We start from the raw sequence: 21,199 nt of genomic DNA on the forward strand, positions 1-21,199 counted from the left end.
CGACAGGAGTTCGTGACCCGGTCTCTCCCGTGCTGTCCCGATTCGCACCACGTGGTCGAGACCAATTGTCTCACTGCTCGGGACGACTGGCGGACACCTCGCCCCGGAAGCCCGACGGGACGTCGGCCCGGGGCGCGGGCAGGGCGCGGCAGACCTCGACCGTGACGTCCACGGTGTCCAGCCCGATCACCCGGCCCTCGACCGCGACGAATCCTTTCTCCCCCGAGCGGAAGAGCGCCGCCAGCGGCGAGTTCCGGTTCGCCGTGGTCAGCGCCTCCACCGCCATCGCGGAGCCGAAGGCGAACACCCCGCAGAGCACGACACAGGGCGCGTGCCGCGGGGTGCGGGTCACGAAGACGAAGCCGTGGTCGCGGATCAGCTCCCCGGCCGGGTTGAACAGCGCCTCGAAGGTCATTCCGCCCCAGCGGGCGCGGGCCTCCTCCGGGTACTCGATCGCGAAGTCCGGGAAGACCGCGTCCAGCACGCCGGCGGAGTACGCGTTGACGCTCGGGCCGCCGATCGAGAAGGTCGGCATCCGCGGGTCCTGCGCGCCCGCCACCACCAGCTCGATCGTCGCCTTCCGGTTGACCTTGCGCAGCAGGTCGGTGAGTTCGGCTATCGCCCTGGCCTCGGCCATCGGCATGAACAGCACGTTCTTCGGCCCGCGGCTGGTCAGCTGGCAACCGTCCGAGGTGAAGGCGAACTCCGCGACCTCGATGCTCGGCGTGATGATCTGCACCCGGCCGTACGGCGCCAGCAGCGCCCGGAGGAAGCCGTAGCGCAGGAGCAGCCTGGTCCGGGCGAGGGAGCGGGCCGCGAGGAAGCCGATCACGGCCGGAACCGATGCGATCAGCACCTGGAGCAGGATGTCCATATCATCCCCCCGGAGGAAGACTCGACCACGAACGGTACGCCCTGGTTAAGTCCCCTCCCGTGGCCGGAAATACCCCCCTCGCGGCGATTCTGCACGTCAGAATCACCGTCCCGAGGGTCACTTCGGGCGCTTGCTCCCCTTGCGCTCCCCCGCACAGCGCTCGTACCCCAGCCACGCGTCGATCGCGATCGATGGATCGTCAAAGAGGTCATCGATCCCGACGCCGGACAGGTCCTGGCCGCAGCCGTTCCAGCCCCCTCGCCGCCTCCGAATTCCGCCTCGGCGGGGCGTTCTTCCGGCGGGGACGTCCGCCGCCCGGGGCCGGGGTCCCGCAGCACCGTGACGGCAAGCTCAAATAATGCTCTGAGAAGACCGGTTGAGGCTTGGCAGCCACCCCGCCCGGGGACATCCTCAGCAACACGGCCGCGTGGTCCTGGCGACGACGCCCGCACCACCCGACGGCCCTTCCCACCCCAGCCCTCCGAAGGGGGCGAACCGATGACTTCCCCTGCCCTGGACCTGCCCGCACGGGCCGCCTCCGGCGACACCGCCCCCACCCGCCTGGGCGTCGGCCTCGGCTGGCGCCCCGAGATCGACACCGTCGTCGAACGCCAGCCCGGCCTGGACTGGGTCGAGGTGGTCGCCGAGAACGTCTGCGCCGGCCACCTGCCCGACTCACTGGCGGTGCTGCGCGAACGCGGCGTCACCGTCGTCCCGCACGGCGTCGGCCTCGGCCTCGGCGGCGCCGACCTGCCCGACCCCGGCCGTCTCGCCCGGCTCGCCGACACCGCGCTGGCGCTCGGCTCCCCGCTGGTCACCGAGCACCTGGCCTTCGTCCGGGCCGGCGGCCTGGAGGCCGGCCACCTGCTGCCCGTCCCCCGGACCCGGGACTCGCTGCGGGTGATCGCCGAGAACGTCCGGATCGCCCAGGACCAGCTCCCGGTGCCGCTCGCCCTGGAGAACGTCGCCGCCCAGCTCGCCTGGCCGGACGACGAGTTCACCGAGGGGGAGTTCCTCGCCGAGCTGGTCGGGCGCACCGGTGTCCGGCTGCTGATCGACGTCGCCAACCTGCACACCAACCGGGTCAACCTCGGCGTCGACCCGGCCGCCGAACTCGACCGCCTGCCGCTGGAGGCGCTCGCCTACGTCCACGTCGCGGGCGGCACCCTGGTCGACGGGACCTGGCACGACACGCACGCCCACCCCGTCACCGAACCGGTGCTGGAGGTGCTGGCCGAGCTCTGCGCCCGGGTGGCGCCCCCCGGCGTCCTGCTGGAACGGGACGCGAACTTCCCGCCGCCCAGCGAGCTGGCCGGTGAACTGGACGCCATCCGCCGGGTGCTGGAGGGGAGCACCCGGCGATGAGCGACCCCACCACGGACCGGGAGCACCCCGGCGACCGGGACACCGCCGCCGCCCGGGAACGCCTGGCCCGCCGCCAGGCGGAGCTGCTGGCCGCCCTGGTCGCCGGCGGGCCCGTCCCGCCCGGCTTCGACCCGGCCCGGGTCCGCGCCCAGTCCACCGGCCTCGCCGCCAAGCGGCGGGACACCACCGCCAAGGTCGCCCCGGACCTGCCCCGCCTCCTCGGCGAGCGGTACGGTCCGCTCTTCCTCGGCTACGCCCGCACCCACCCGCAGACCGGCGGCTACCGCGCCGACGCCCGGGCCTTCGCCCAGTGGGTGCTCACCGACGGCGGCCCGCTCGCCGCCGACCACCGCCGGGCCCTGGAGCAGTGGCTCCACCCGGCACCCGTACGGCCGACCGGCCCGCTGGCGCGTCTGCGCCGGGCCCTGCGCGGCTAGCGACCCATCGTCACCCCGGGGGAACCGCCCATGTGGCACAACAGCTACTTCATCGTCCCGGCCGTCCTGCTGGCGGCCGCCACCCTGTACGCCGTCCGGGCCCGGCAGCGCATCGGCCACGTCCCGCACGCCAAGGGCCTGCCCGGCCGCGGTCTGCCGCTGCTCGACGCCGCGTTCCTGGCCGGCGGACCGGGCCGGGTGTTCGACACCGCGCTGGTCCGGATGCACATGAGCGAGCAGGTCGTGATCAGCCGCTCCGGCCTCGTCACGCTCGTCGGTGCCAAGCCGTACGACGCCGTCGACCAGGCGATCCAGGAGGCCGCCGGGCCCACCGGCAGCCGCGAGATCGCCCCGCTGCGCCGGATGGTGATGCGCTCCGCCGCCGTCCAGCGGGTCGGCGACCGGCTCGCCGACCGCGGCCTGCTGCGCCGCCCCGAGCGGATGCGGCGGGCCCGGACCGCCCGCCGGCTGCTCTGGCAGGCGATGCTCGTCGTCGTGGCCTTCGCCGTGGCCTCCGAACTGCTCGACGACGGTGCCCCCGGCCACGACCGCCCCAACCTGTGGATCCCCGGCTTCCTGCTGTTCGCCGGCGCCGTCGCGCTGCTCGCCACGCCGCTGGTCAAGGGCCGGATCACGCCGGCCGGGGCGCGTCAGCTGACCCTGATGGACGGCTCGCCGTGGACGCCGCACTCCGGCGTGTCGCCCAGGCTGGCGGGCGGCGCGCTGCTGGGCGCGCTCGCCCTCGGCGGACTGGCCGCCGCCGGGCTGGACGACCAGGAGCTGGAAGCCGCGATGCTGGCGGCCACGGCCGAGGAGGAGGCGATGCGGCAGGCCGCCGCGAACTCGTCCTCGTTCATGTCCTCCTCGTCCTCGTCCTCGTCCTCGTCGTCCTCCTCCTGCGCGTCGAGTTCCTGCGGCGGCTCCGCCTCCTGGTGCGGCTCCTCCGACTCCGGGTCCTCCGGCAGCAGCTGCGGCTCGTCGAGCTGCGGGTCCTCGTCCAGCAGCTGCGGATCCTCGTCCTCCAGCTGCGGCTCGTCCTCTTCCAGCTGCAGCTCGTCCTCCTCCAGCTGCGGGTCCTCGTCCAGCTGCAGCTCGTCCTCCAGCTGCGGGTCGAGCTGCGGCGGCGGCGGTTGCGGCTCCTGACAGCCGCCCCGCACGGGTGCGGGGCGGCCCCCGCGGCCGCGGCCCGTCCCCGGGCCGACGTCACAGTTCGGTATCGCGGACCGGGAAGTCGTTCCCCGCACCGGCGGGCCAGGCATACAACAAGGCCATGTGGTTGCTGTTCCTCATACCGGCCTGTGTCGCGGCGGTGCTCTCCTGCCTCCGGCTGGTCCGGATGACCGCCACCGCCGACGCCCTCGCCGAACAGGACGGGCTGCGCCCGCCGGAAGCCGTCGGCATCGGCCTGTACGAGACCGCCTACCTGGCCGGCGGCCCGGACCGGGTGGTCGAACTGGCCCTCGTCCTGATGGCCGGCCGGGGCCGCCTGCACCTGGCGCACACCGGCTGGACCACCGTCGTCGACCCCCGGGGCCGCAGCCGGCTGGAACGGGCGGTCATCGCCACCGTCGGCCCCGAGGGCCAGTGCCGCACGGACGAGCTGCGCCGCGCGATGGCCGAGCACCCCACCGTGCTGGAGATCGGCGCCCGGCTCTCACTGGCCGGCCTCGCCACCCCGGCACTGGTGCAGCGCAGCACCGTCGTGGTGGTCCGGCAGGTCCGCCACGCGCTGCTGCTCTCCCTGCTCCTGCTGGCCGCCTCGCTGGCCGTCAACGGCTTCACCGGCGGAAACGCCCTCGCCCCGCTCGCCTGGTTCTCGCTGCCGCTGGTGCTCACCTCGGGCACCCTGCTGATGGCCCGGGTCGACGTCTACCCCTACACCCGCTGGGCCTCCCCGATCGGCCAGGAAGTGCTGCGCGAGGTCCGCCCCGCCCGCCAGCGCGGCCTCGCCGACGACGAGGAGCGCGAACTGCTCACCGCCGTCGCCATGAACGGCCCCGCCGTCCTCCCCGACGCCCGGCTGCGCGCCGCCCTGCGCCCGCACCGCACCTGAGCCCGCCCCGGGACGGAAGACCGGCTGCGCCCCGACGAGCGGGGCACGCTCCCGCCCACGGACGAACGCGGCCCCGCCGAGCACCGCAACCCGGGAGTCCTGCCGGGTCGGCACCGGCACCGCCGCCGTGCTGCGCGAATTCGCCGGGCCGCTCCGACAGGGACGCCCGCGGGAACGCCGGGAGGCCGGTCCCCGTGCGTACGGGGCCGGCCTCCGGGGGGAACCGCGGTCGCTCAGACCAGACCGTTGAGCAGCTCGATGAGCGGCTTGCGGCGGCCGGTGAAGAACGGCACCTCCTCGCGGACGTGCAGCCGGGCCCGGGACGGGCGCAGGTCGCGCATCAGGTCCACGATCCGGTGCAGCTCGTCCGCCTCGAAGGCGAGCAGCCACTCGTAGTCGCCGAGCGCGAACGAGGCCACCGTGTTGGCCCGCACGTCCGGGTAACCGCGCGCCATCTTGCCGTGCTCGGCGAGCATCGCGCGCCGCTCCTCGTCCGGCAGCAGGTACCACTCGTAGGAGCGGACGAACGGGTACACGCAGACGTAGTCGCGGGCACGCTCGTCGGCGAGGAAGGCCGGGATGTGCGACTTGTTGAACTCGGCCGGGCGGTGCAGCGCCATGTTCGACCAGACCGGCTCCAGCCGGCGGCCCAGGCCGGTGCGGCGGAAGCGGTTGTACGCCTCCTGCAGGTCGTCCGAGTCCTCGGCGTGCCACCAGACCAGGATGTCGGCGTCCGCGCGCAGACCGGAGACGTCGTACGTGCCGCGCACGATCACGTCCTTGGCGGCCAGCTGCTCGAACAGCCCGTCCACCTCGGCGGCCAGGGCGGCGCGGTCCTCGGGCAGGGCGTCCTTGAGCTTGAACACCGACCACATGGTGTAGCGGATGACCTGGTTCAGGTCGCGCGCCTTCTTCTTCTCGGGCCGCTGCTCCGGCTCCCGCTCAACGCTCTCAGTCATGCGCCCATTGTCCTCTCCGTGGAACCTTCCCCGGTCGCCGGGGTCAACAGTCTGTCGACGGCGGCGGCCGCGGCCGCCGCCGAACCGATGCACGCCGGAATGCCCACCCCGTCGTACGCGGCGCCGCACAGCGCCAGCCCGCCCACCCGCTCGGCCGCTGCCCGGGCCCGGGCCACCTTGTCCGGGTGACCGACCGGGTACTGCGGCAGGCCCGCCGCGAACCGTGAGACGAAAGTGTCGTACGGCCGGGCGGTCAGCCCGATCGCCTCCCCCAGGTCCGCCAGCGAGCGGGCCACCAGCTCCTCGTCCGGCAGGCCCAGCGCCTCCTCCTCGCGGTGCCGGCCCAGCGAGGTGCGCAGCAGGAACGCGTCCGGCGCGGAACGCTCCAGCCAGCCCCACTTGTTGGAGGAGAAGGTCGACGCCTTGATCCGCCGTCCGTCCACCGGCGGCACCAGGAACCCGCTGCCGCTCGGGAGTTCGGCCAGGTCGGAGCGCCGGAACGCCAGCGTCACCAGCGCCATGCCCGCGTACTCGACGGTGTCCAGCTCGGCGGCGGCCGCCGGGGCGTCCGCGCGCAGCAGCCGGGCCGCGGCCGGGGCCGGGACGGCCAGCACCACGGCGTCGGCGCGCAGCACCTCGCCGCCGGTCACCACCCGCCAGCCGTCAGGGGTACGGCGCAGCTCGTCCACCGGGGCGTCCGTCCGCAGGTCCGCCCCCGCCGCGACGCAGGCCGCGGCGACCGCCTGCGGCAGGGTGCCGAGACCGCCGCGCAGGCCGTTGAACACCGGGGTGCCGACCGTCTTCGGCCGGGACGCCAGCTCGTGCACCCCCTCGACCAGCGAACCTCCGCCCCGGGCGATCGCCAGCAGCTGCGGCACGGCGGCCCTCAGCGAGATCTCGTCGGCGCGCCCGGCGTAGACGCCGCCCAGCAGCGGTTCGACCAGCCGGTCCACCACCTCCCGGCCCAGCCGGTCGGCGACGTAGCGGCCGATCGCGACGTCCTCCCCCACCTCGGTGCTCCGCTCGTGCCGGGCCCGTTCCAGGCCCTCGGCGGTGAGCACCCCGGACGCCGCCAGCGCCTCCAGGTCACCCGGCACGCCCATCACCTGCCCGCCCGGCAGCGGCCGCAGCGCCCCGCGCGTCCAGATCGCCGCCTTCGCGGTGGTCGGCGGCTCCAGTTCCCCGCCCAGCCCGACGGCCCGCGCCAGCTCCACCGCCTCCGGCCGCCGGGCCAGCACCGACTCGGCCCCGAGGTCCACCCGGACCCCGCCGACCTCGCCGCCCCACAGCTTCCCGCCGAACCGTCCCGACGCCTCCAGCACCGTCACCCGGGCCCGGGCGGCGCCTCCGGCCGCTCCGCTCAGAAAAGCGGCCGCAGCCAGCCCCGCGATCCCACCACCGACGACGACGACGTGTGCATCCGACATGGTCCGAAGTCTCGCAGGTCCTTACGCCGGAGCCTCAATCCCCTGCACGCCCGCTGCTCGGTACCAGGCCGTCCAGGTCGATCGTGACCGGGAACGGCACCGGGCGTTCGAGCGTGCCCCGGAAGATCCCGGCCGGGGCGTAGGTGCCCGTCGCCCCGTCCAGCTCGTAGACGTGCACGACCGGCAGGCCCTCCTCGTCCTCGACGATCCAGTAGTGCGGGATGCCCGCCTCGGCGTACTTGCGGACCTTGACGGTGCGGTCCCGGTGCGCGGACTCCGGCGAGAGGACCTCGACGACGAGCAGTACGTCAGCCGGGGCGTACCAGGTGCGGTCGGGGTCGTACTTCGCCGTGGCGACCACCACGTCCGGTTCCGGCCGGTTGCGCCGGTCGAGCTTGATCGTCATCTCACCCTCGGCCAGCACTCCGTCCGGCACCGACCGCTCCAGCGCGTCGGTCAGGCGTCGCACGACCCGGGTGTGCCACGACCGCTGCGGGGACATCATGAAGACCAGGGCTCCGTCGATCAGTTCGGTGTGCCGCGGTGCCTGCGGCAGGTGGTCGAGGTCGTCGGCAAACCAACCCTCGGCTCTGGGCGCGTACATCCAGTCCGGCAGCTCGCTCATGACCCCAAGATAGCGAGTTCGAGGGCACGACAGACCGCCGCCTACGCTGTGTGCCATGGAACCGATCGTGGTGAGCGCGTGCCTGGCCGGGATCCCCTGCCGGTACGACGGACGGGCGAGGACCTCGGCGGATGCCGTGCGCCTGGTCGAGGAGGGGCGGGCCGTCGTGGTGTGCCCGGAGGGGGCGGGCGGGCTGCCGACGCCTCGGCCGCCGGCGGAGATCGTGGGCGGGGACGGCGCGGACGTGCTGGACGGGCGGGCGCGGGTGGTGGACGCGACCGGGGCGGACTGCACCGGGGAGTTCCTGGCCGGCGCCCGGGCGGCGCTCGCGGCGGCCGAGGCGGCCGGCGCACGGCGGGCCCTGCTGATGGCGCGCAGCCCGTCCTGCGGCTGCGGGCGGGTCTACGACGGCACGTTCACCGGGGAGTTGCGGCCCGGTGACGGCGTGACGGCGGCGCTGCTGCGCCGGGCGGGGTTCGAGGTGACCGCCGGGTAGGTCGTGCTCGCCCTGCTCCCGAGCCGTGATGGAGTCGCGATCTCCCGGACGGGTCCGTACGGCAGGCTCTTCCGTCCAAGGGGGAGACCCGTCAACGGAGTTGGGGAGGGGCCGGGAATGCGGAGACGGACGAGAGCCGGGGCACTGGGGACGGCGGTGGCCGCGGTGGCGCTGCTGGTCGGGGGGTGCAGCGCGGGCGGCGCGGGGGAATCGGCCAAGGTCGACCCGGCGGTGGCCCCCGCCAGGCAGGGCGGTGCGGACGCGGCGGCGGCCGCGACCGGCACCCAGCCATCCGGCGCCCCCGCTGCGGCCGGGGTGACCCCGGCGGCCGACAGCAGTCGGCTGATCGCGTACACCGCGCAGCTCAGCCTGAGCGCCGGGGACGTCGGCCAGGCGCTGGCCAGGGCGCGGGAGTTGGCCACGACGGCCGGTGGCTACGTGAGCGCCGAGTCGGTCGCCGGCAGTGGCGCGAACCAGGCGGGCCAGCTGACGCTCAAGATCCCCTCGGCCGTCTACCAGCAGACCCTGGACCAGCTCGCCGCCCTCGGCGAGGTGTCCTCCCGCAAGAGCCAGGCGGACGACCTGACCCAGCAGGTCGCCGACGTGGCGAGCCGGGTGCAGACCCAGCAGGCGAGCGTGGACCGGGTGCGGGCGCTGATGGCACAGGCGAAGTCGCTGAGCGAGGTCACCTCGCTGGAGACGGAACTGAGCCGCCGTGAGGCCGACCTGGAGTCCCTGCAGAAGCAGCAGAAGGAGCTGTCGGCCCGGACCTCGTACTCCACCGTCACCCTGGAGGTCCGCCGCGAGGCCGCCTCCCCGACGCCCGCCCCGGTGCCGAAGGCCGAGGCCGAGGGCTTCGGTGACGCGGTCGGCTCGGCGCTCGGCGGCGGCCTGCACGCCCTGGCGGTCATCGCCCGCGGCCTGTCCGTGGCCTTGGCCGCGGTGGCACCGTTCCTGCTGGTGCTGGGCGTCCCGGCGGCCCTGGCCTACCGCTACCGGGCGCGCCGCCGCCCGGCGGCTGCCGCACCCAACGCCGCGGAGCCGGACCCGTGGGCGGCGCAGGACCCCGGCGCGGAGGGCTGAACGACGGCGGTGCCGGGCCCTCCGCGATCGGAGTCGCCCGGCACCGCCGTACGTCGGCGCCTCAGCGCGCGCTGGCCTCGTGGACGAAGGCGACCAGACGGCTGAGCGCGTCCGGGTCCATGGACGGCATGACGCCGTGGCCGAGGTTGAAGATGTGGCCGCTGCTGCCGACGGCGCGGGCGGCGTCCAGCACCTCGCGGGCCTTGGCCTCCACGACCCCGGTCGGGGCGAACAGCACGGCGGGGTCGAGGTTGCCCTGCAGGCCCTTGCCCGGGCCGACCCGCTCGGCGGCGACGTCCAGCGGCACCCGCCAGTCGACGCCGACGACGTCCGCACCGGCCTCGCCCATCAGCCCGAGCAGTTCGCCGGTGCCGACGCCGAAGTGGATCCGCGGCACGCCGTACCCGGCGACGGCGTCGAAGACCTTGGCGCTGGCCGGCATCACCGAGCGGCGGTAGTCGGCCGGGGCGAGCGAACCGACCCAGGAGTCGAACAGCTGGACCGCCGAGGCACCGGCCTCGATCTGCACCTTCAGGAAGGCCGAGGTGATGTCCGCGAGCCGGTCCACCAGGGCGGCCCACAGCTCGGGCTGCCCGTACATCATGGCCTTGGTGTTCTCGTGGTTCTTGGACGGCCCGCCCTCGACCAGGTAGCTGGCCAGCGTGTACGGCGCGCCGGCGAAGCCGATCAGCGGGGTCCCGCCGAGTTCGTCGACCAGGAGGCCCACGGCCTCGGTGATGTAGGGGACGTCGTCCGGTTCGAGCGGCCGCAGCCGCTGGAGGTCCTCGAAGGTGCGGATCGGGTCGGCGATGACCGGGCCGACACCGGCCTTGATGTCGACGTCGATGCCGACGGCCTTGAGCGGCACCACGATGTCGCTGAAGAAGATCGCCGCGTCGACCTTGTGCCGGCGCACCGGCTGCAGGGTGATCTCCTTGACCAGCTCGGGCCGCATGCAGGAATCCAGCATGGGGATGCCCTCGCGGACCTTCAGGTACTCGGGCAGCGAGCGGCCGGCCTGGCGCATGAACCACACGGGCGTGTGCGGCACCGGCTCGTTCCGGCAGGCGCGCAGGAACGCGGAGTCGTACGCGGCGCCGCGGCGCGCGGGGGTGGACGGGCCGCCGTGGGTGCCCGCCGTCGTGTCTGCCGTAGTCTCGCTCACGCGTCAAATCTTCGCACGCGTCCCGGGGGCCTCTCCCCGGCCGGTCTCGTCGGTTCCTCCAAGATCTGCCCGGGTTTGCCGTTCCGGCACGCCGCTGGGAGAGAAGTTGCGGCGATAACCCGGGTCTTCGACCTAGTCTTCGAGACATGGCAGCGGTCGGAGGGCACCCCGCGCAGGGTGGCGGAGCAGGTGGCGGAACGGGTCGCGAGGGGGCGCCGAGCGAGTTCCGGGCTGCCGTGGCGGCCCTGGACGGGGCCCGGCTGCGGCCCGAGGTGCAGCTCTCCCCCGCGCCGGCCCCGCGCCGGCTCGCCCCGCACTCCTTCGCGGTGACCGCCGCGGTCGAGGTGGACGGCGAGGAGCTGGCCGACGGCCGGCTGGTGCTGCTCTACGACCCGGCCGGGCAGGAGGCCTGGAACGGCGAGTTCCGCGTGGTCACGATGACCCGGGCCGAGCTGGAGCCGGAGATGGCCGGCGACCCGATGCTCTGCGAGGTCGGCTGGGCCTGGCTGCTGGACTCCCTCCAGACGCACGGCGCCGGGTACGCGGAGCCGTCCGGCACGGTGACCAGGTGCGCGTCCCAGTACTTCGGCGGTCTGGCGGAGCGCCCGTCGTCGACCGAGATCGAGATCCGGGCCTCCTGGACGCCCGCCGACGGCCGCTTCGAGCGGCATCTGGCGGCCTGGGCGGACCTGCTCTGCATCAGCGCCGGCCTGCCGCCGGCCGCGCCGGCGCCGCAGGGCCCCGCCGAGGCCCCGTCACTCGGTGGAGTGGTCCCGATGCCCGCCCGGCGACGCCCCCGGTCGCACTGACGAGTGGTGTCCGGGCCCGACGGCACCGAACGGCCGGACGCCACCCCCAGGGCTGACGGAGTGTGACTTCGGATCCGCTCTGCGTCAATTAGGCGGTCGACACCGACCGATCGGCATCGAATCTGATCGATTTTGTGCGAATACCAGGCATGTCGCATCAATCATTTGCGCGATTTGTCCGTATTGTTACTCACTAGATCGTGATCTTTCGCTAAAGCCGGGCACGGTAGCTGCCGAAGCAGACTGTGACCCTTTCCGAACGCGGAACACTCCGACCGCCCCCATCGGGGTTCCGTCCGCCACTCCCCGCAGGAGGCCTGGTGTCGGTCCTTCTTGAGCACCCCGCAAACGTGGTCGCCTACCGGCCGACCAAGCCCACCGCCATGGTGGTCATCGCCGATCCCCGCGTCCGAAACACCGTCACCCGTCACCTGTGGGCGCTCGGCGTCCGGGACGTGATCGAGGTGTCCTCGATCGCCGAGGCCCGTCCCCGGGTCTCCACCCCACGCGACATCTGCGTCGCCGACGTGCATCTGCCGGACGGTTCCGGACTGACCATCCTCGCCGAGACCCGCGCCGCGGGCTGGCCCAACGGCCTGGCACTGTCCGCCGCCGACGACATCGGCGCGGTCCGCAGCGCACTGGCCGGCGGCGTCAAGGGCTACGTGGTCACCGGCACCCGGACGAACGTCGCGATGCCGGGCCGCCCGGGCCTGCCGATCGGCGCCGCCGGGCTGGCCGGCCGGATGCGCCGCCCCGGGATGCCGGGCATGCCGGGCGCCGCCGGTGCTCCGGGCGCCCCCGGTGCCCCCGGTCAGCCGGGCCCGCAGCAGGCCGCCTACCGCGAGCTGTCCGGCCGCGAGGTCGAGGTGCTGCGCTTGGTCGCCGAGGGCCAGTCGAACAAGGCGATCGGCGTGGCGATGGGGCTGTCGGCCCTCACCGTGAAGAGCCACCTCGCCCGGATCGCCCGCAAGCTGGGCACCGGCGACCGCGCAGGGATGGTCGCCGTCGCACTGCGCACCGGAATCATCCACTGAGCCGAGCGCTCCGGACCGCCGCGGCGGCCGAGGAGGAACGTTTCCTCCTCGGCCGCTGTGGCGCTGTCCGCGCCCGGGACGTCGAGCGCACGCCGAGCCGAAGCGTCGGACCCGGAGCGTCCTGCGGGGGAGCGGGCGAGTGACTGTCTGACCAGTCCGACAACACTCCCGGCCGCGAGGACCGTCGTACCCTTGGGGGGTGACCGACGCCGTAGCAGCCATCCCAGAAGAAGCAGCCCCGGTCCCGCTCCTTGAGCCGAAGGAGGGGATCCCGCCCGTCGTGGCGGACGAGCAGGCGCTGGCCGCCACGATCGCCGCCTTCGCCGCGGGCTCCGGACCGGTCGCCGTCGACGCCGAGCGCGCGTCCGGCTACCGCTACGGGCAGCGGGCCTACCTCATCCAGCTGCGCCGCGCGGGCTCCGGCTCCGCCCTGATCGACCCGATCGCCTGCCCCGACCTGAGCGCGCTCGACGCCGCCATCGGGGACGCCGAATGGGTGGTGCACGCGGCCACCCAGGACCTGCCCTGCCTGGCCGAGGTCGGCATGAGACCCCGGCTTCTGTTCGACACCGAGCTGGCCGGCCGGATCGCGGGCTTCGCCCGGGTCGGCCTCGGGCCGATGACCGAGAACGTGCTCGGTCTGAGCCTGGCCAAGGAGCACTCGGCGGTCGACTGGTCCACCCGCCCCCTGCCCGAGCCGTGGCTGCGCTACGCCGCTCTGGACGTCGAGGTGCTGGTCGAGCTGCGCAACGCACTCGAACAGGAGCTGGATGCCCAGGGCAAGCTCGAATGGGCCCTGGAGGAGTTCGCCGCGATCGCCGCCGCGCCCCGCCCGGCCCCGCGCACCGACCCGTGGCGGCGCACCTCGCAGCTGCACAAGGTCCGCCGGCGCCGCCAGCTGGCCGTGGTGCGCGAGCTGTGGCAGGCCCGCGACCGGATGGCGCAGGAGCGCGACGTCTCCCCGGGCCGGGTGCTCTCGGACGCCGCGATCGTCAACGCCGCGCTGGCCATGCCGCTGAACATCGCCGCGCTGCAAGCCGTGCAGGGCTTCGGGCCGCGGGTGCACCGGCGTCAGCTGGAGCAGTGGCTGGCCGCCGTGCAGCGCGGCCGGGAGATCCCGGAGGGCCAGCTGCCGCCGGCCGCCGCCCCGCACGACGGTCCGCCGCCGCCGCGGGCCTGGGCCGAGAAGGACCCGGTGGCCGCCGCCCGGCTCTCCGGCGCGCGCAGCGCGGTCAGCGAGCTGGCCGAGCGGCACCACCTGCCGGCCGAGAACCTGATCACCCCGGACCTGGTCCGGCGGGTCTCCTGGGAGCCGCCGACCGACCGCGGCGCGGAGGGCGTGGCCGCCGCGCTGCGCCGGCTCGGTGCCCGGCAGTGGCAGGTGGACCTGGTGGCGCCCGCGATGGCCGCCGCGTTCGCCTCGGCCGTGGCCGAAGGCTGATCCCGGCAGGACCGAAAGGGGATGTCGTCCGTACCGGCGGCATCCCCTTCGTCGTCCCCGGGAACAGCTCTCCTGGTCCGACGTGTTGCGGGACACACCGTCGGATCCGTCCGAGGGGCCTGGGCAGGTTGGTTACCGACCGGTAGCATGGCCGTGATGCGGCGCCGCTCGGGTCTTCGCCGGCGGCAGCCTGCCCACCTCAAATGTTGGTCCCTGGGAGGAGAGCCCCCGTGCCTCGTACCGCGAGGGACGTCGTCTTCGTCGATGGCGTCCGCACCCCGTTCGGCAAGGCCGGCCCGAAGGGCATCTACCACGAGACCCGCGCCGACGACCTCGTCGTCAAGTGCATCCGGGAGCTCGTGCGCCGTAACCCGAACCTGCCCGTCGAGCGCATCGACGAGGTCGCCGTGGCGGCCACCACGCAGATCGGCGACCAGGGTCTGACCATCGGGCGCACCGCCGCCCTGCTGGCGGGCCTGCCGAAGTCCGTGCCCGGCTACTCGATCGACCGCATGTGCGCCGGTGCGCTGACCGCCGTCACCGCGACCGCCGGCGGCATCGCCTTCGGCGCATACGACGTGGTCGTGGCCGGCGGCGTCGAGCACATGGGCCGCCACCCGATGGGCGAGGGCGTCGACCCGAACCCGCGCTTCGTCTCCGAGAAGCTGGTCGACGAGTCCGCCCTGTTCATGGGCATGACCGCGGAGAACCTGCACGACCGCTTCCCGCACATCACCAAGGAGCGCTGCGACGCCTACGCCGTGCGCTCCCAGGAGAAGGCCGCCAAGGCGTACGCCAACGGCGACATCCAGCCCGACCTGGTGCCGATCTCGATCCGCAACACCAACCCCGAGGTCGGCGAGACCGGCTGGGGCCTGGCCACCGTGGACGAGCCGCTGCGCCCGGGCACCACGATGGAGTCGCTGGCCGGTCTCAAGACCCCGTTCCGCCCGCACGGCAACATCACCGCGGGCAACTCGGCCGGTCTGAACGACGGTGCCACCGCCTCGCTGCTGGCCGCCGAGGACGTCGCCGAGGAGCTCGGTCTCCCGGTCAAGATGCGCCTGGTCTCCTACGCCTTCGCCGGCGTCGAGCCCGAGGTCATGGGCATCGGCCCGGTCCCGGCCACCGAGAAGGCGCTGGCCAAGGCCGGTCTGACCATCGACGACATCGACGCGTTCGAGGTCAACGAGGCCTTCGCCGTCCAGGTGCTGGCGTTCCTCGACCACTACGGCATCGCGGACGACGACGAGCGGGTCAACCCGTTCGGCGGCGCGATCGCCTTCGGCCACCCGCTGGCCTCCTCCGGCGTGCGCCTGATGAACCAGCTGGCCCGCCGCTTCGAGCAGCGCCCGGACGTCCGCTACGGCCTCACCACGATGTGCATCGGCTTCGGCATGGGCGGCACCATCATCTGGGAGAACCCGCACTTCGAGGGTGGTAAGTGACCATGAGCACCACGACTGAGCTGCTCCAGCACGGCGCCGAGCTGTTCCCGGGCGAGGTCGTCACGACCGCCCACGTGCGCCACCTGGACCTGCCGCTGCAGGCCGGCAAGCTGGCCCTGATCACCCTGGACAACGGCTTCGACCACACCAAGCCGACCACCTTCGGCCCGGGCTCGCTGCTCAAGCTGTCCGCCGCGCTGGACCAGGTCGAGGCCGAGGCCGCCGAGGGCAGGATCGTCGGTGCCGCGATCACCGGCAAGCCGTTCATCTTCGCGGTCGGCGCCGACCTCAAGGGCGTCGAGCTCCTCAAGGAGCACGAGGACGCGCTGGCCATCGGCAAGGGCGGCCACGAGGTCTTCAAGCGGATCGCCGCGCTGCCCGTCCCGACCTTCGCCTTCTACAACGGCGCGGCCATGGGCGGCGGCGTCGAGGTCGGTCTGCACGCCACCTACCGCACGGTCAGCTCGGGCGTCCCGGCGTTCTCGCTGCCGGAGGTCTTCCTGGGCCTCGTCCCGGGCTGGGGCGGCTGCAGCATCCTGCCGAACCTGATCGGCCCCTCGAAGGCGATCAAGGTCATCATCGAGAACTCGATGAACCAGAACAAGCAGCTCAAGGGCAAGGACGTGTTCGAGCTGGGGATCGCCGACGCGATCTTCGAGCCGGCCGACTTCCTGGAGCAGTCGCTGCTGTGGGCCGCCAAGGTCCTCAAGGGCGACGTCGTCGTCGAGCGCGAGGAGATCGACCGCGGCAAGGCCTGGGACGACGCCGTCGCCTGGGGCCGCCTGGTCGCCGACGCCAAGGTCCACGGCGCCGCCCCGGCCGCCTACAAGGCGCTGGACATCATCGCCCGGGTCAAGGACGCCGACCTGCAGGCCGGCTTCGACGCCGAGGACGCGGCCCTGGCCGACCTCATCATGAGCGGCGAGCTGCGCAGCGGCATCTACGCCTTCAACCTGGTGCAGCGCCGGGCCAAGCGCCCGGTCGGCGCGCCGGACAAGTCGCTGGCCCGCCCGGTCTCCAAGGTCGGCGTCGTCGGCGCCGGCCTGATGGCCTCGCAGCTCGCGCTGCTGTTCGCCCGCCGTCTGGAGGTGCCGGTGGTCCTCACCGACATCGACCAGGCGCGCGTCGACAAGGGCGTCGGCTACGTCCACGCCGAGATCGACAAGCTGCTCTCCAAGGGCCGCATCGGCAAGGACAAGGCCAACCGCCTCAAGGGCCTGGTCTCCGGCTCGCTCGACAAGGCCGCCGCCTTCGGCGACGCGGACTTCGTCATCGAGGCCGTGTTCGAGGAGATGGGCGTCAAGCAGACCGTCTTCGCCGACCTGGAGAACGTGGTCTCGCCGACCTGCGTGCTGGCGACCAACACGTCCTCGCTGTCGGTCACCGAGATGGCCTCGAAGCTGAAGCACCCCGAGCGGGTCGTCGGCTTCCACTTCTTCAACCCGGTCGCGATCCTGCCGCTGCTGGAGATCGTCCGCGGCGACGAGACCGACGACGCGTCGCTGGCCACCGCCTTCGCCGTGTCGAAGAAGCTGAAGAAGACCTCGGTCCTGTGCAAGGACGCCCCGGCGTTCGTGGTGAACCGGATCCTGACCCGCTTCATGGGCGAGATCCAGGGCATCATCGACGAGGGCACCCCGATCGCCGACGTCGAGAAGGCCGTCGAGCCGCTCGGCCTGCCGATGTCCCCGATCGTGCTGCTGGAGCTGGTCGGCCCGGCCATCGCCCTGCACGTCTCGGAGACCCTGCGCGGAGCGTTCCCGGAGCGGTTCACCGTCTCCGAGAACCTCGGCAAGGTGGTCAAGGCCGGCAAGCGCGGCTTCTACACCTGGGTGGACGGCCAGCAGGTCCTCGACCCCGAGGTGCTGGAGCTGCTGACCTTCGGCGACACGGTGCTCACCGCGGAGCAGGTCCGCGCCCGCGCCCTGGAGGCCGTGGCGCAGGAGATCGGCCTGATGCTGGAGGAGGGTGTCGTCGCCGAGGCGCAGGACATCGACCTCTGCATGATCACCGGCGCCGGCTGGCCCTTCCACCTGGGCGGGATCACCCCGTACCTGGACCGTGAGGGCGTCTCGGAGCGCGTGAACGGCAAGCCGTTCCTGGCCCCGGGCGTGGCCTCGGTGCCCGCCTAAGGCGTAGCGGTACGGAGGAGCCCCGGTGACCTGCTGGTCACCGGGGCTCTTGCGTGTTCCAGGCCCCGCGTGTTCCGGGGCCCTGCGTGTTCCGGGGGTCCCGCGCGGGCCGGTGGTGCGGGCCGCTCAGTGCTTGAGGCGGTAGACCACGGTGTCGGCGAAGACACCGACCATCTCGTAGTGGGTGTCGAGCAGGTTCTCGATCCGCGGGACCATGACCGGCTGGTACGGAGCGATGCCGGAGTCGTCGACCACGACCTCGGGCAGGCCGTTGGCCAGCTCCTTGTCGAAGGTCTGCCAGGCGTTGGAGACGCTGAACTGCTCACCGACGTTGGCGCTGCCGTCCTTGCCGCCGCTGTAGTTCGTGAGGAAGCCGGCGGTCAGGTAGCGGGAGGCGGGCTTGCGGTCGGCCAGCCAGTACAGCTCCGGGTGCATGCCCCAGACCAGCACGGTGTCCTTGGGGGTGGTCTGGGCGGCGACGGCGGTGGCGACCTCGGTGGTGCGGTCGAGCCGCTCCCCGGGCCAGGCCAGTGCCAGGCCCCAGAACACCGTGGCGGCGACCGTGGTGTACACCAGGACCGGCTTCCAGCGGACCGCCGAGGTGGCGACCGCGCCGGTGCCCAGCAGCACCAGCGGCGGGATCAGCTGCAGGTAGTAGTGGCCGAAGAAGTGGAAGCCGACGCTGACCGCGACGACCGAGGAGAGCAGCCAGACCCACAGGTCGGTGGTCGAGCCGTGCTCCTCGCCGGCCACCGGCAGCGGGCGGTGGCGGTGCTTGAGCCAGAGCCGGCGTCCGACCGGGAGCAGGAAGCCCAGGCCGGCCGCGGCCAGGATGGCGGAGTTGCCGAGCGCGCGGCCGACCATCTGCAGCCAGGCGCCGCCGAAGGAGGCGTAGTCGCCGCTGCCGGTGACCACCCAGAAGAGGAAGCCCTTGGGCTTGGTGAGGATCACCGCGACCAGCGCTATCGGCAGGGTGAAGCCGAAGGCGATCTTGAAGAGCGCGGGCGGCCAGCGCACCCCGCGCCGGCGGGTGTCCTGGAACAGCATCCAGAGCACCGGCAGCAGCACGGCGCCGCCGGTCTGCTTGGTCAGCGAGCAGAGCGCCACGGCGATCCCGGCGGCCAGCCAGCGGCGGCGTTCGGCGTAGCGGAAGGCCGCCACCATCGCGGGCAGCATGAAGACCTCGAAGGTCGCCGCCTGGGTGTCCTCCGGGGAGAGCCCGATGGAGACCAGCAGGTAGAGCAGTCCGGCGCCGGCGCCGGCCCGGTTGCCCCACCGGCCGCGGGCGATCGAGGCCAGCAGGATCGCGGTGACCAGGTGGGCCACGACCGCCAGGGTGCGCAGCGGCCAGAGCGAGGCGGAGCCGAACACCGCGAAGCAGGCCTGGTAGAGCCAGGGCAGCAGCGGCGGCTTGCGGTCCACCACGGTGTCGTACAGCACTCCGCCGTCGGCCAGCATCCGGGCCTGGGTGGCCAGGAAGCCTTCGTCCGGGCTCCAGACGGGCCGGGCGAAGGAGGGGATGTGGGTGATCAGCGCGACCAGCGCGAGCACCGGCACCAGCCTGGTCCAGTACCCGACGCGGACTCGGGTCAGGACGCTCTCGGGCAGGCGCTCGGCCAGTCCGGCGGGGCGGAGGCGGGTGGGGGTCGGCACGGTTGACAACCTACCGGGCGGGATCGGCGCGGGTGGCGCCGGTCCCGCCTTTCCGTAGGATCATCAGCTTGTTCCGTGACGAACTGTTACGGAGTTACGACAAATGGTCGTCGCCGGAACAGGGGACGGCCCCGCCGACGGCCTCCGGTCAGGCCTTGACCGGCGCCGCGTCCAGCTTGGCGACCAGCGCGGTCACCTTCCGGGCGATGTCCGGGGCGTTCAGGCCGATCTCGGCCAGGATCTCGGCCCGGCTGGCATGGTCCAGGAACTCCTGCGGGATGCCGAAGTCGCGCACCGGCAGATCCACGTCCGCGTCCCGCAGCGCCTGCGCCACGGCGGCGCCGACACCGCCCACCCGGCCGTTGTCCTCGATGGTGACGACCACCCGGTGCTCGGCGGCCAGACCCGGCAGGGCCGGGTCCACCGGCTTGACCCAGCGCGGGTCCACCACGGTGGCGGTGATGCCCTGGGCGGCCAGCAGGTCGGCGACCTCCAGGCTGGTCGGGGCCATCGCGCCGACCGAGACGATCAGCACGTCGGCGCGGTGGGCGCCGGAGGGCTCCTCGGCGGCGCGCAGCACGTCCATGCCGCCGACCCGGCCGACCGCGGGAACGGCCGGGCCGACCGTGCCCTTGGAGTAGCGGACGACGGTCGGGGCGTCCTCGACCTCGACGGCCTCGCGGAGCTGGGCGCGCAGCTGGTCGGCGTCGCGCGGGGCGGCCAGCCGCAGGGTCGGGATGATCTGCAGCATCGACATGTCCCACATGCCGTTGTGCGAGGCGCCGTCGTCACCGGTGACACCGGCCCGGTCCAGCACGAAGGTGACGCCCAGCTTGTGCAGGGCGACGTCCATCAGGACCTGGTCGAAGGCCCGGTTGAGGAAGGTCGCGTAGACCGCGAACACCGGGTGCAGACCGTTGGTGGCCAGGCCGGCCGCGCTGGTGACGGCGTGCTGCTCGGCGATGCCGACGTCGAAGATGCGCTTCGGGAAGGCCTCCGCGAACGGGGCCAGGCCGACCGGGTGCAGCATCGCGGCGGTGATGCCGACGATGTCCTCGCGCTCGTGGCCGAGCGCCACCATCTCCTCCGCGAAGACCGAGGTCCAGCTCCGCCCGCCACCGCTCTGGATCGGCAGGCCGGTCTCCGGGTGGATCTTGCCGACCGCGTGGAAGCGGTCCTCGTCGTTGTTCTCGGCGGCGTGGTAGCCGCGACCCTTCTCGGTGAGGCAGTGCACGATCACCGGGCCGCCGAAGCCGCGCGCCTTGGTCAGCGCGGACTCCAGGGCGGTCATGTCGTGGCCGTCGATCGGGCCGATGTACTTGAGGCCGAGGTCCTCGAACATGCCCTGCGGGGCGATGAAGTCCTTGAGGCCCTTCTTGGCGCCGTGCAGCGTCTCGAACAGCTGCTGGCCGACCACCGGGGTGCGCTGCAGCGCGTCCTTGCCCCAGGACAGGAAGCGCTCGTAGCCCTGGGTGGTGCGCAGCGTGGCGAGGTGGTTGGCCAGGCCGCCGATGGTCGGCGAGTACGAGCGCTCGTTGTCGTTGACGACGATGACGACCGGGCGGTCCTTCGCGTCGGCGATGTTGTTGAGCGCCTCCCAGGCCATGCCGCCGGTGAGCGCGCCGTCGCCGATGACGGCGACCACCGGGTCGTTCTTGCCCTTGAGCTGGTTGGCCTTGGCCAGGCCGTCCGCGTACGAGAGCACGGTGGAGGCGTGCGAGTTCTCGATCACGTCGTGCTCGGACTCGGCGCGGGACGGGTAGCCGGACAGGCCGCCCTTCATCCGCAGCTGCGAGAAGTCCTGGCGCCCGGTGAGCAGCTTGTGGACGTAGCTCTGGTGACCGGTGTCGAAGAGGATGCGGTCGCGCGGCGAGTCGAAGACCCGGTGCAGCGCCATGGTGAGCTCGACCACGCCGAGGTTGGGGCCGAGGTGGCCGCCCGTCTTGGAGACCTCGGTCACCAGGAAGGTCCGGATCTCCTGGGCCAGTGCGGCCAGCTGTCCGGGCGTGAGCCGGTCGAGATCGCGCGGTCCCCGAATGCGGGTCAGCAGGGCCACCCGTTCCTCCTCGTTCAGTGTTCGCGGACCGCGGGCGGTCCGACGGGCGTCGCTGCCCGGTCCGGCGGCAGGCCGGCGGTCGCGGCCGGTACCGACCGGTCGAGTCTAATGTCCGCTTGCCGGACACCGAGCGGCGCGC

16 protein-coding genes and 1 pseudogene are annotated in these 21,199 nt (G+C 73.2%); 10 read left to right on the top strand and 7 right to left on the bottom strand.

Annotation, left to right across the window (positions count from 1 at the left end):
• Window positions 1–70: 70 nt before the first annotated feature.
• Entirely contained in the window at window positions 71–874 is an 804-nt protein-coding gene (locus tag ACFV04_RS08725; protein ID WP_380339011.1) for a hypothetical protein, read from the bottom strand.
• Between the two features lie 498 nt (window positions 875–1,372).
• Here ACFV04_RS08725 and ACFV04_RS08730 point away from each other — a divergent pair.
• The 3 genes and pseudogenes from ACFV04_RS08730 to ACFV04_RS08740 all read left to right on the top strand — a co-directional run bounded on the left by ACFV04_RS08730 (window position 1,373) and on the right by ACFV04_RS08740 (window position 4,729).
• Window positions 1,373–2,676: pseudogene (locus ACFV04_RS08730) on the top strand (DUF692 domain-containing protein).
• Window positions 2,677–2,706: 30 nt separating this feature from the next.
• Window positions 2,707–3,819, top strand: a complete 1,113-nt coding sequence (locus tag ACFV04_RS08735; protein ID WP_380339008.1) for a TIGR04222 domain-containing membrane protein — start codon at window positions 2,707–2,709, stop codon at window positions 3,817–3,819.
• Window positions 3,820–3,946: 127 nt separating this feature from the next.
• Window positions 3,947–4,729, top strand: a complete 783-nt coding sequence (locus tag ACFV04_RS08740) for a TIGR04222 domain-containing membrane protein (RefSeq protein WP_380339005.1) — start codon at window positions 3,947–3,949, stop codon at window positions 4,727–4,729.
• A gap of 233 nt (window positions 4,730–4,962) precedes the next feature.
• On the opposite strand, the gene hemQ is transcribed toward ACFV04_RS08740, so the two are convergent.
• Genes hemQ through ACFV04_RS08755 form a run of 3 tightly spaced genes read right to left on the bottom strand, consistent with a single transcriptional unit; the run spans window position 4,963 to window position 7,740 of the window.
• Window positions 4,963–5,688, bottom strand: a complete 726-nt coding sequence (gene hemQ, locus ACFV04_RS08745; RefSeq protein WP_360255937.1) for a hydrogen peroxide-dependent heme synthase — start codon at window positions 5,686–5,688, stop codon at window positions 4,963–4,965.
• Window positions 5,685–7,115 (bottom strand): protoporphyrinogen oxidase, encoded by a 1,431-nt coding sequence (gene hemG / locus ACFV04_RS08750; RefSeq protein WP_380339002.1) that lies wholly within the window; start codon window positions 7,113–7,115, stop codon window positions 5,685–5,687. Before hemG ends, hemQ begins: the two co-directional genes overlap by 4 nt.
• Before the next feature lie 34 nt (window positions 7,116–7,149).
• Window positions 7,150–7,740, bottom strand: a complete 591-nt coding sequence (locus ACFV04_RS08755; RefSeq protein ID WP_380527743.1) for a Uma2 family endonuclease — start codon at window positions 7,738–7,740, stop codon at window positions 7,150–7,152.
• Window positions 7,741–7,795: 55 nt separating this feature from the next.
• Between ACFV04_RS08755 and ACFV04_RS08760 the strand changes: the two genes are divergently transcribed.
• Window positions 7,796–8,236 (top strand): DUF523 domain-containing protein, encoded by a 441-nt coding sequence (locus tag ACFV04_RS08760; RefSeq protein WP_380338998.1) that lies wholly within the window; start codon window positions 7,796–7,798, stop codon window positions 8,234–8,236.
• 117 nt (window positions 8,237–8,353) lie between these two features.
• Window positions 8,354–9,319, top strand: coding sequence for a DUF4349 domain-containing protein (locus ACFV04_RS08765; protein WP_380527746.1), 966 nt, complete (start codon window positions 8,354–8,356; stop codon window positions 9,317–9,319).
• Between the two features lie 61 nt (window positions 9,320–9,380).
• Here ACFV04_RS08765 and hemE read toward each other — a convergent pair whose 3' ends face one another.
• Window positions 9,381–10,394 (bottom strand): uroporphyrinogen decarboxylase, encoded by a 1,014-nt coding sequence (gene hemE, locus ACFV04_RS08770; RefSeq protein WP_380527827.1) that lies wholly within the window; start codon window positions 10,392–10,394, stop codon window positions 9,381–9,383.
• 236 nt (window positions 10,395–10,630) lie between these two features.
• Between hemE and ACFV04_RS08775 the strand changes: the two genes are divergently transcribed.
• The 5 genes from ACFV04_RS08775 to ACFV04_RS08795 all read left to right on the top strand — a co-directional run bounded on the left by ACFV04_RS08775 (window position 10,631) and on the right by ACFV04_RS08795 (window position 17,351).
• On the top strand, window positions 10,631–11,293 hold the full coding sequence (locus tag ACFV04_RS08775) for a DUF3000 domain-containing protein (RefSeq protein ID WP_380338992.1): 663 nt from the start codon (window positions 10,631–10,633) through the stop codon (window positions 11,291–11,293).
• A 320-nt stretch (window positions 11,294–11,613) separates the two neighbouring features.
• On the top strand, window positions 11,614–12,330 hold the full coding sequence (locus tag ACFV04_RS08780; RefSeq protein ID WP_360255951.1) for a response regulator transcription factor: 717 nt from the start codon (window positions 11,614–11,616) through the stop codon (window positions 12,328–12,330).
• Between the two features lie 199 nt (window positions 12,331–12,529).
• The gene (locus ACFV04_RS08785; RefSeq protein WP_380527750.1) at window positions 12,530–13,771 is read left to right on the top strand and encodes an HRDC domain-containing protein; all 1,242 of its coding nucleotides are present in this window, start codon (window positions 12,530–12,532) and stop codon (window positions 13,769–13,771) included.
• A gap of 230 nt (window positions 13,772–14,001) precedes the next feature.
• The gene (locus ACFV04_RS08790) at window positions 14,002–15,219 is read left to right on the top strand and encodes an acetyl-CoA C-acyltransferase (RefSeq protein ID WP_360255955.1); all 1,218 of its coding nucleotides are present in this window, start codon (window positions 14,002–14,004) and stop codon (window positions 15,217–15,219) included.
• A gap of 2 nt (window positions 15,220–15,221) precedes the next feature.
• Window positions 15,222–17,351 (top strand): 3-hydroxyacyl-CoA dehydrogenase NAD-binding domain-containing protein, encoded by a 2,130-nt coding sequence (locus ACFV04_RS08795; RefSeq protein WP_380527752.1) that lies wholly within the window; start codon window positions 15,222–15,224, stop codon window positions 17,349–17,351.
• A 126-nt stretch (window positions 17,352–17,477) separates the two neighbouring features.
• Here ACFV04_RS08795 and ACFV04_RS08800 read toward each other — a convergent pair whose 3' ends face one another.
• Both ACFV04_RS08800 and dxs read right to left on the bottom strand, forming a co-directional pair.
• Window positions 17,478–19,004 (bottom strand): ArnT family glycosyltransferase, encoded by a 1,527-nt coding sequence (locus tag ACFV04_RS08800; RefSeq protein WP_380338983.1) that lies wholly within the window; start codon window positions 19,002–19,004, stop codon window positions 17,478–17,480.
• Window positions 19,005–19,152: 148 nt separating this feature from the next.
• The gene (gene dxs / locus ACFV04_RS08805; protein ID WP_380338981.1) at window positions 19,153–21,060 is read right to left on the bottom strand and encodes a 1-deoxy-D-xylulose-5-phosphate synthase; all 1,908 of its coding nucleotides are present in this window, start codon (window positions 21,058–21,060) and stop codon (window positions 19,153–19,155) included.
• Window positions 21,061–21,199: the final 139 nt, after the last annotated feature.

The sequence above is a fragment of the Kitasatospora sp. NPDC059599 genome (assembly GCF_042735125.1).
In the GTDB taxonomy this organism is placed as follows: Bacteria; Actinomycetota; Actinomycetes; order Streptomycetales; family Streptomycetaceae; genus Kitasatospora.

Coding starts and splice junctions, on each gene's coding strand:
- ACFV04_RS08755 (WP_380527743.1), bottom strand. CDS start 7,740: ATGAGCGAGCTGCCGGACTGGATGTACGCGCCCAGAGCCGAGGGTTGG.
- ACFV04_RS08760 (WP_380338998.1), top strand. CDS start 7,796: ATGGAACCGATCGTGGTGAGCGCGTGCCTGGCCGGGATCCCCTGCCGG.
- hemG (WP_380339002.1), bottom strand. CDS start 7,115: ATGTCGGATGCACACGTCGTCGTCGTCGGTGGTGGGATCGCGGGGCTG.
- ACFV04_RS08795 (WP_380527752.1), top strand. CDS start 15,222: ATGAGCACCACGACTGAGCTGCTCCAGCACGGCGCCGAGCTGTTCCCG.
- ACFV04_RS08740 (WP_380339005.1), top strand. CDS start 3,947: ATGTGGTTGCTGTTCCTCATACCGGCCTGTGTCGCGGCGGTGCTCTCC.
- ACFV04_RS08775 (WP_380338992.1), top strand. CDS start 10,631: ATGGCAGCGGTCGGAGGGCACCCCGCGCAGGGTGGCGGAGCAGGTGGC.
- ACFV04_RS08765 (WP_380527746.1), top strand. CDS start 8,354: ATGCGGAGACGGACGAGAGCCGGGGCACTGGGGACGGCGGTGGCCGCG.
- hemQ (WP_360255937.1), bottom strand. CDS start 5,688: ATGACTGAGAGCGTTGAGCGGGAGCCGGAGCAGCGGCCCGAGAAGAAG.
- ACFV04_RS08725 (WP_380339011.1), bottom strand. CDS start 874: ATGGACATCCTGCTCCAGGTGCTGATCGCATCGGTTCCGGCCGTGATC.
- ACFV04_RS08735 (WP_380339008.1), top strand. CDS start 2,707: ATGTGGCACAACAGCTACTTCATCGTCCCGGCCGTCCTGCTGGCGGCC.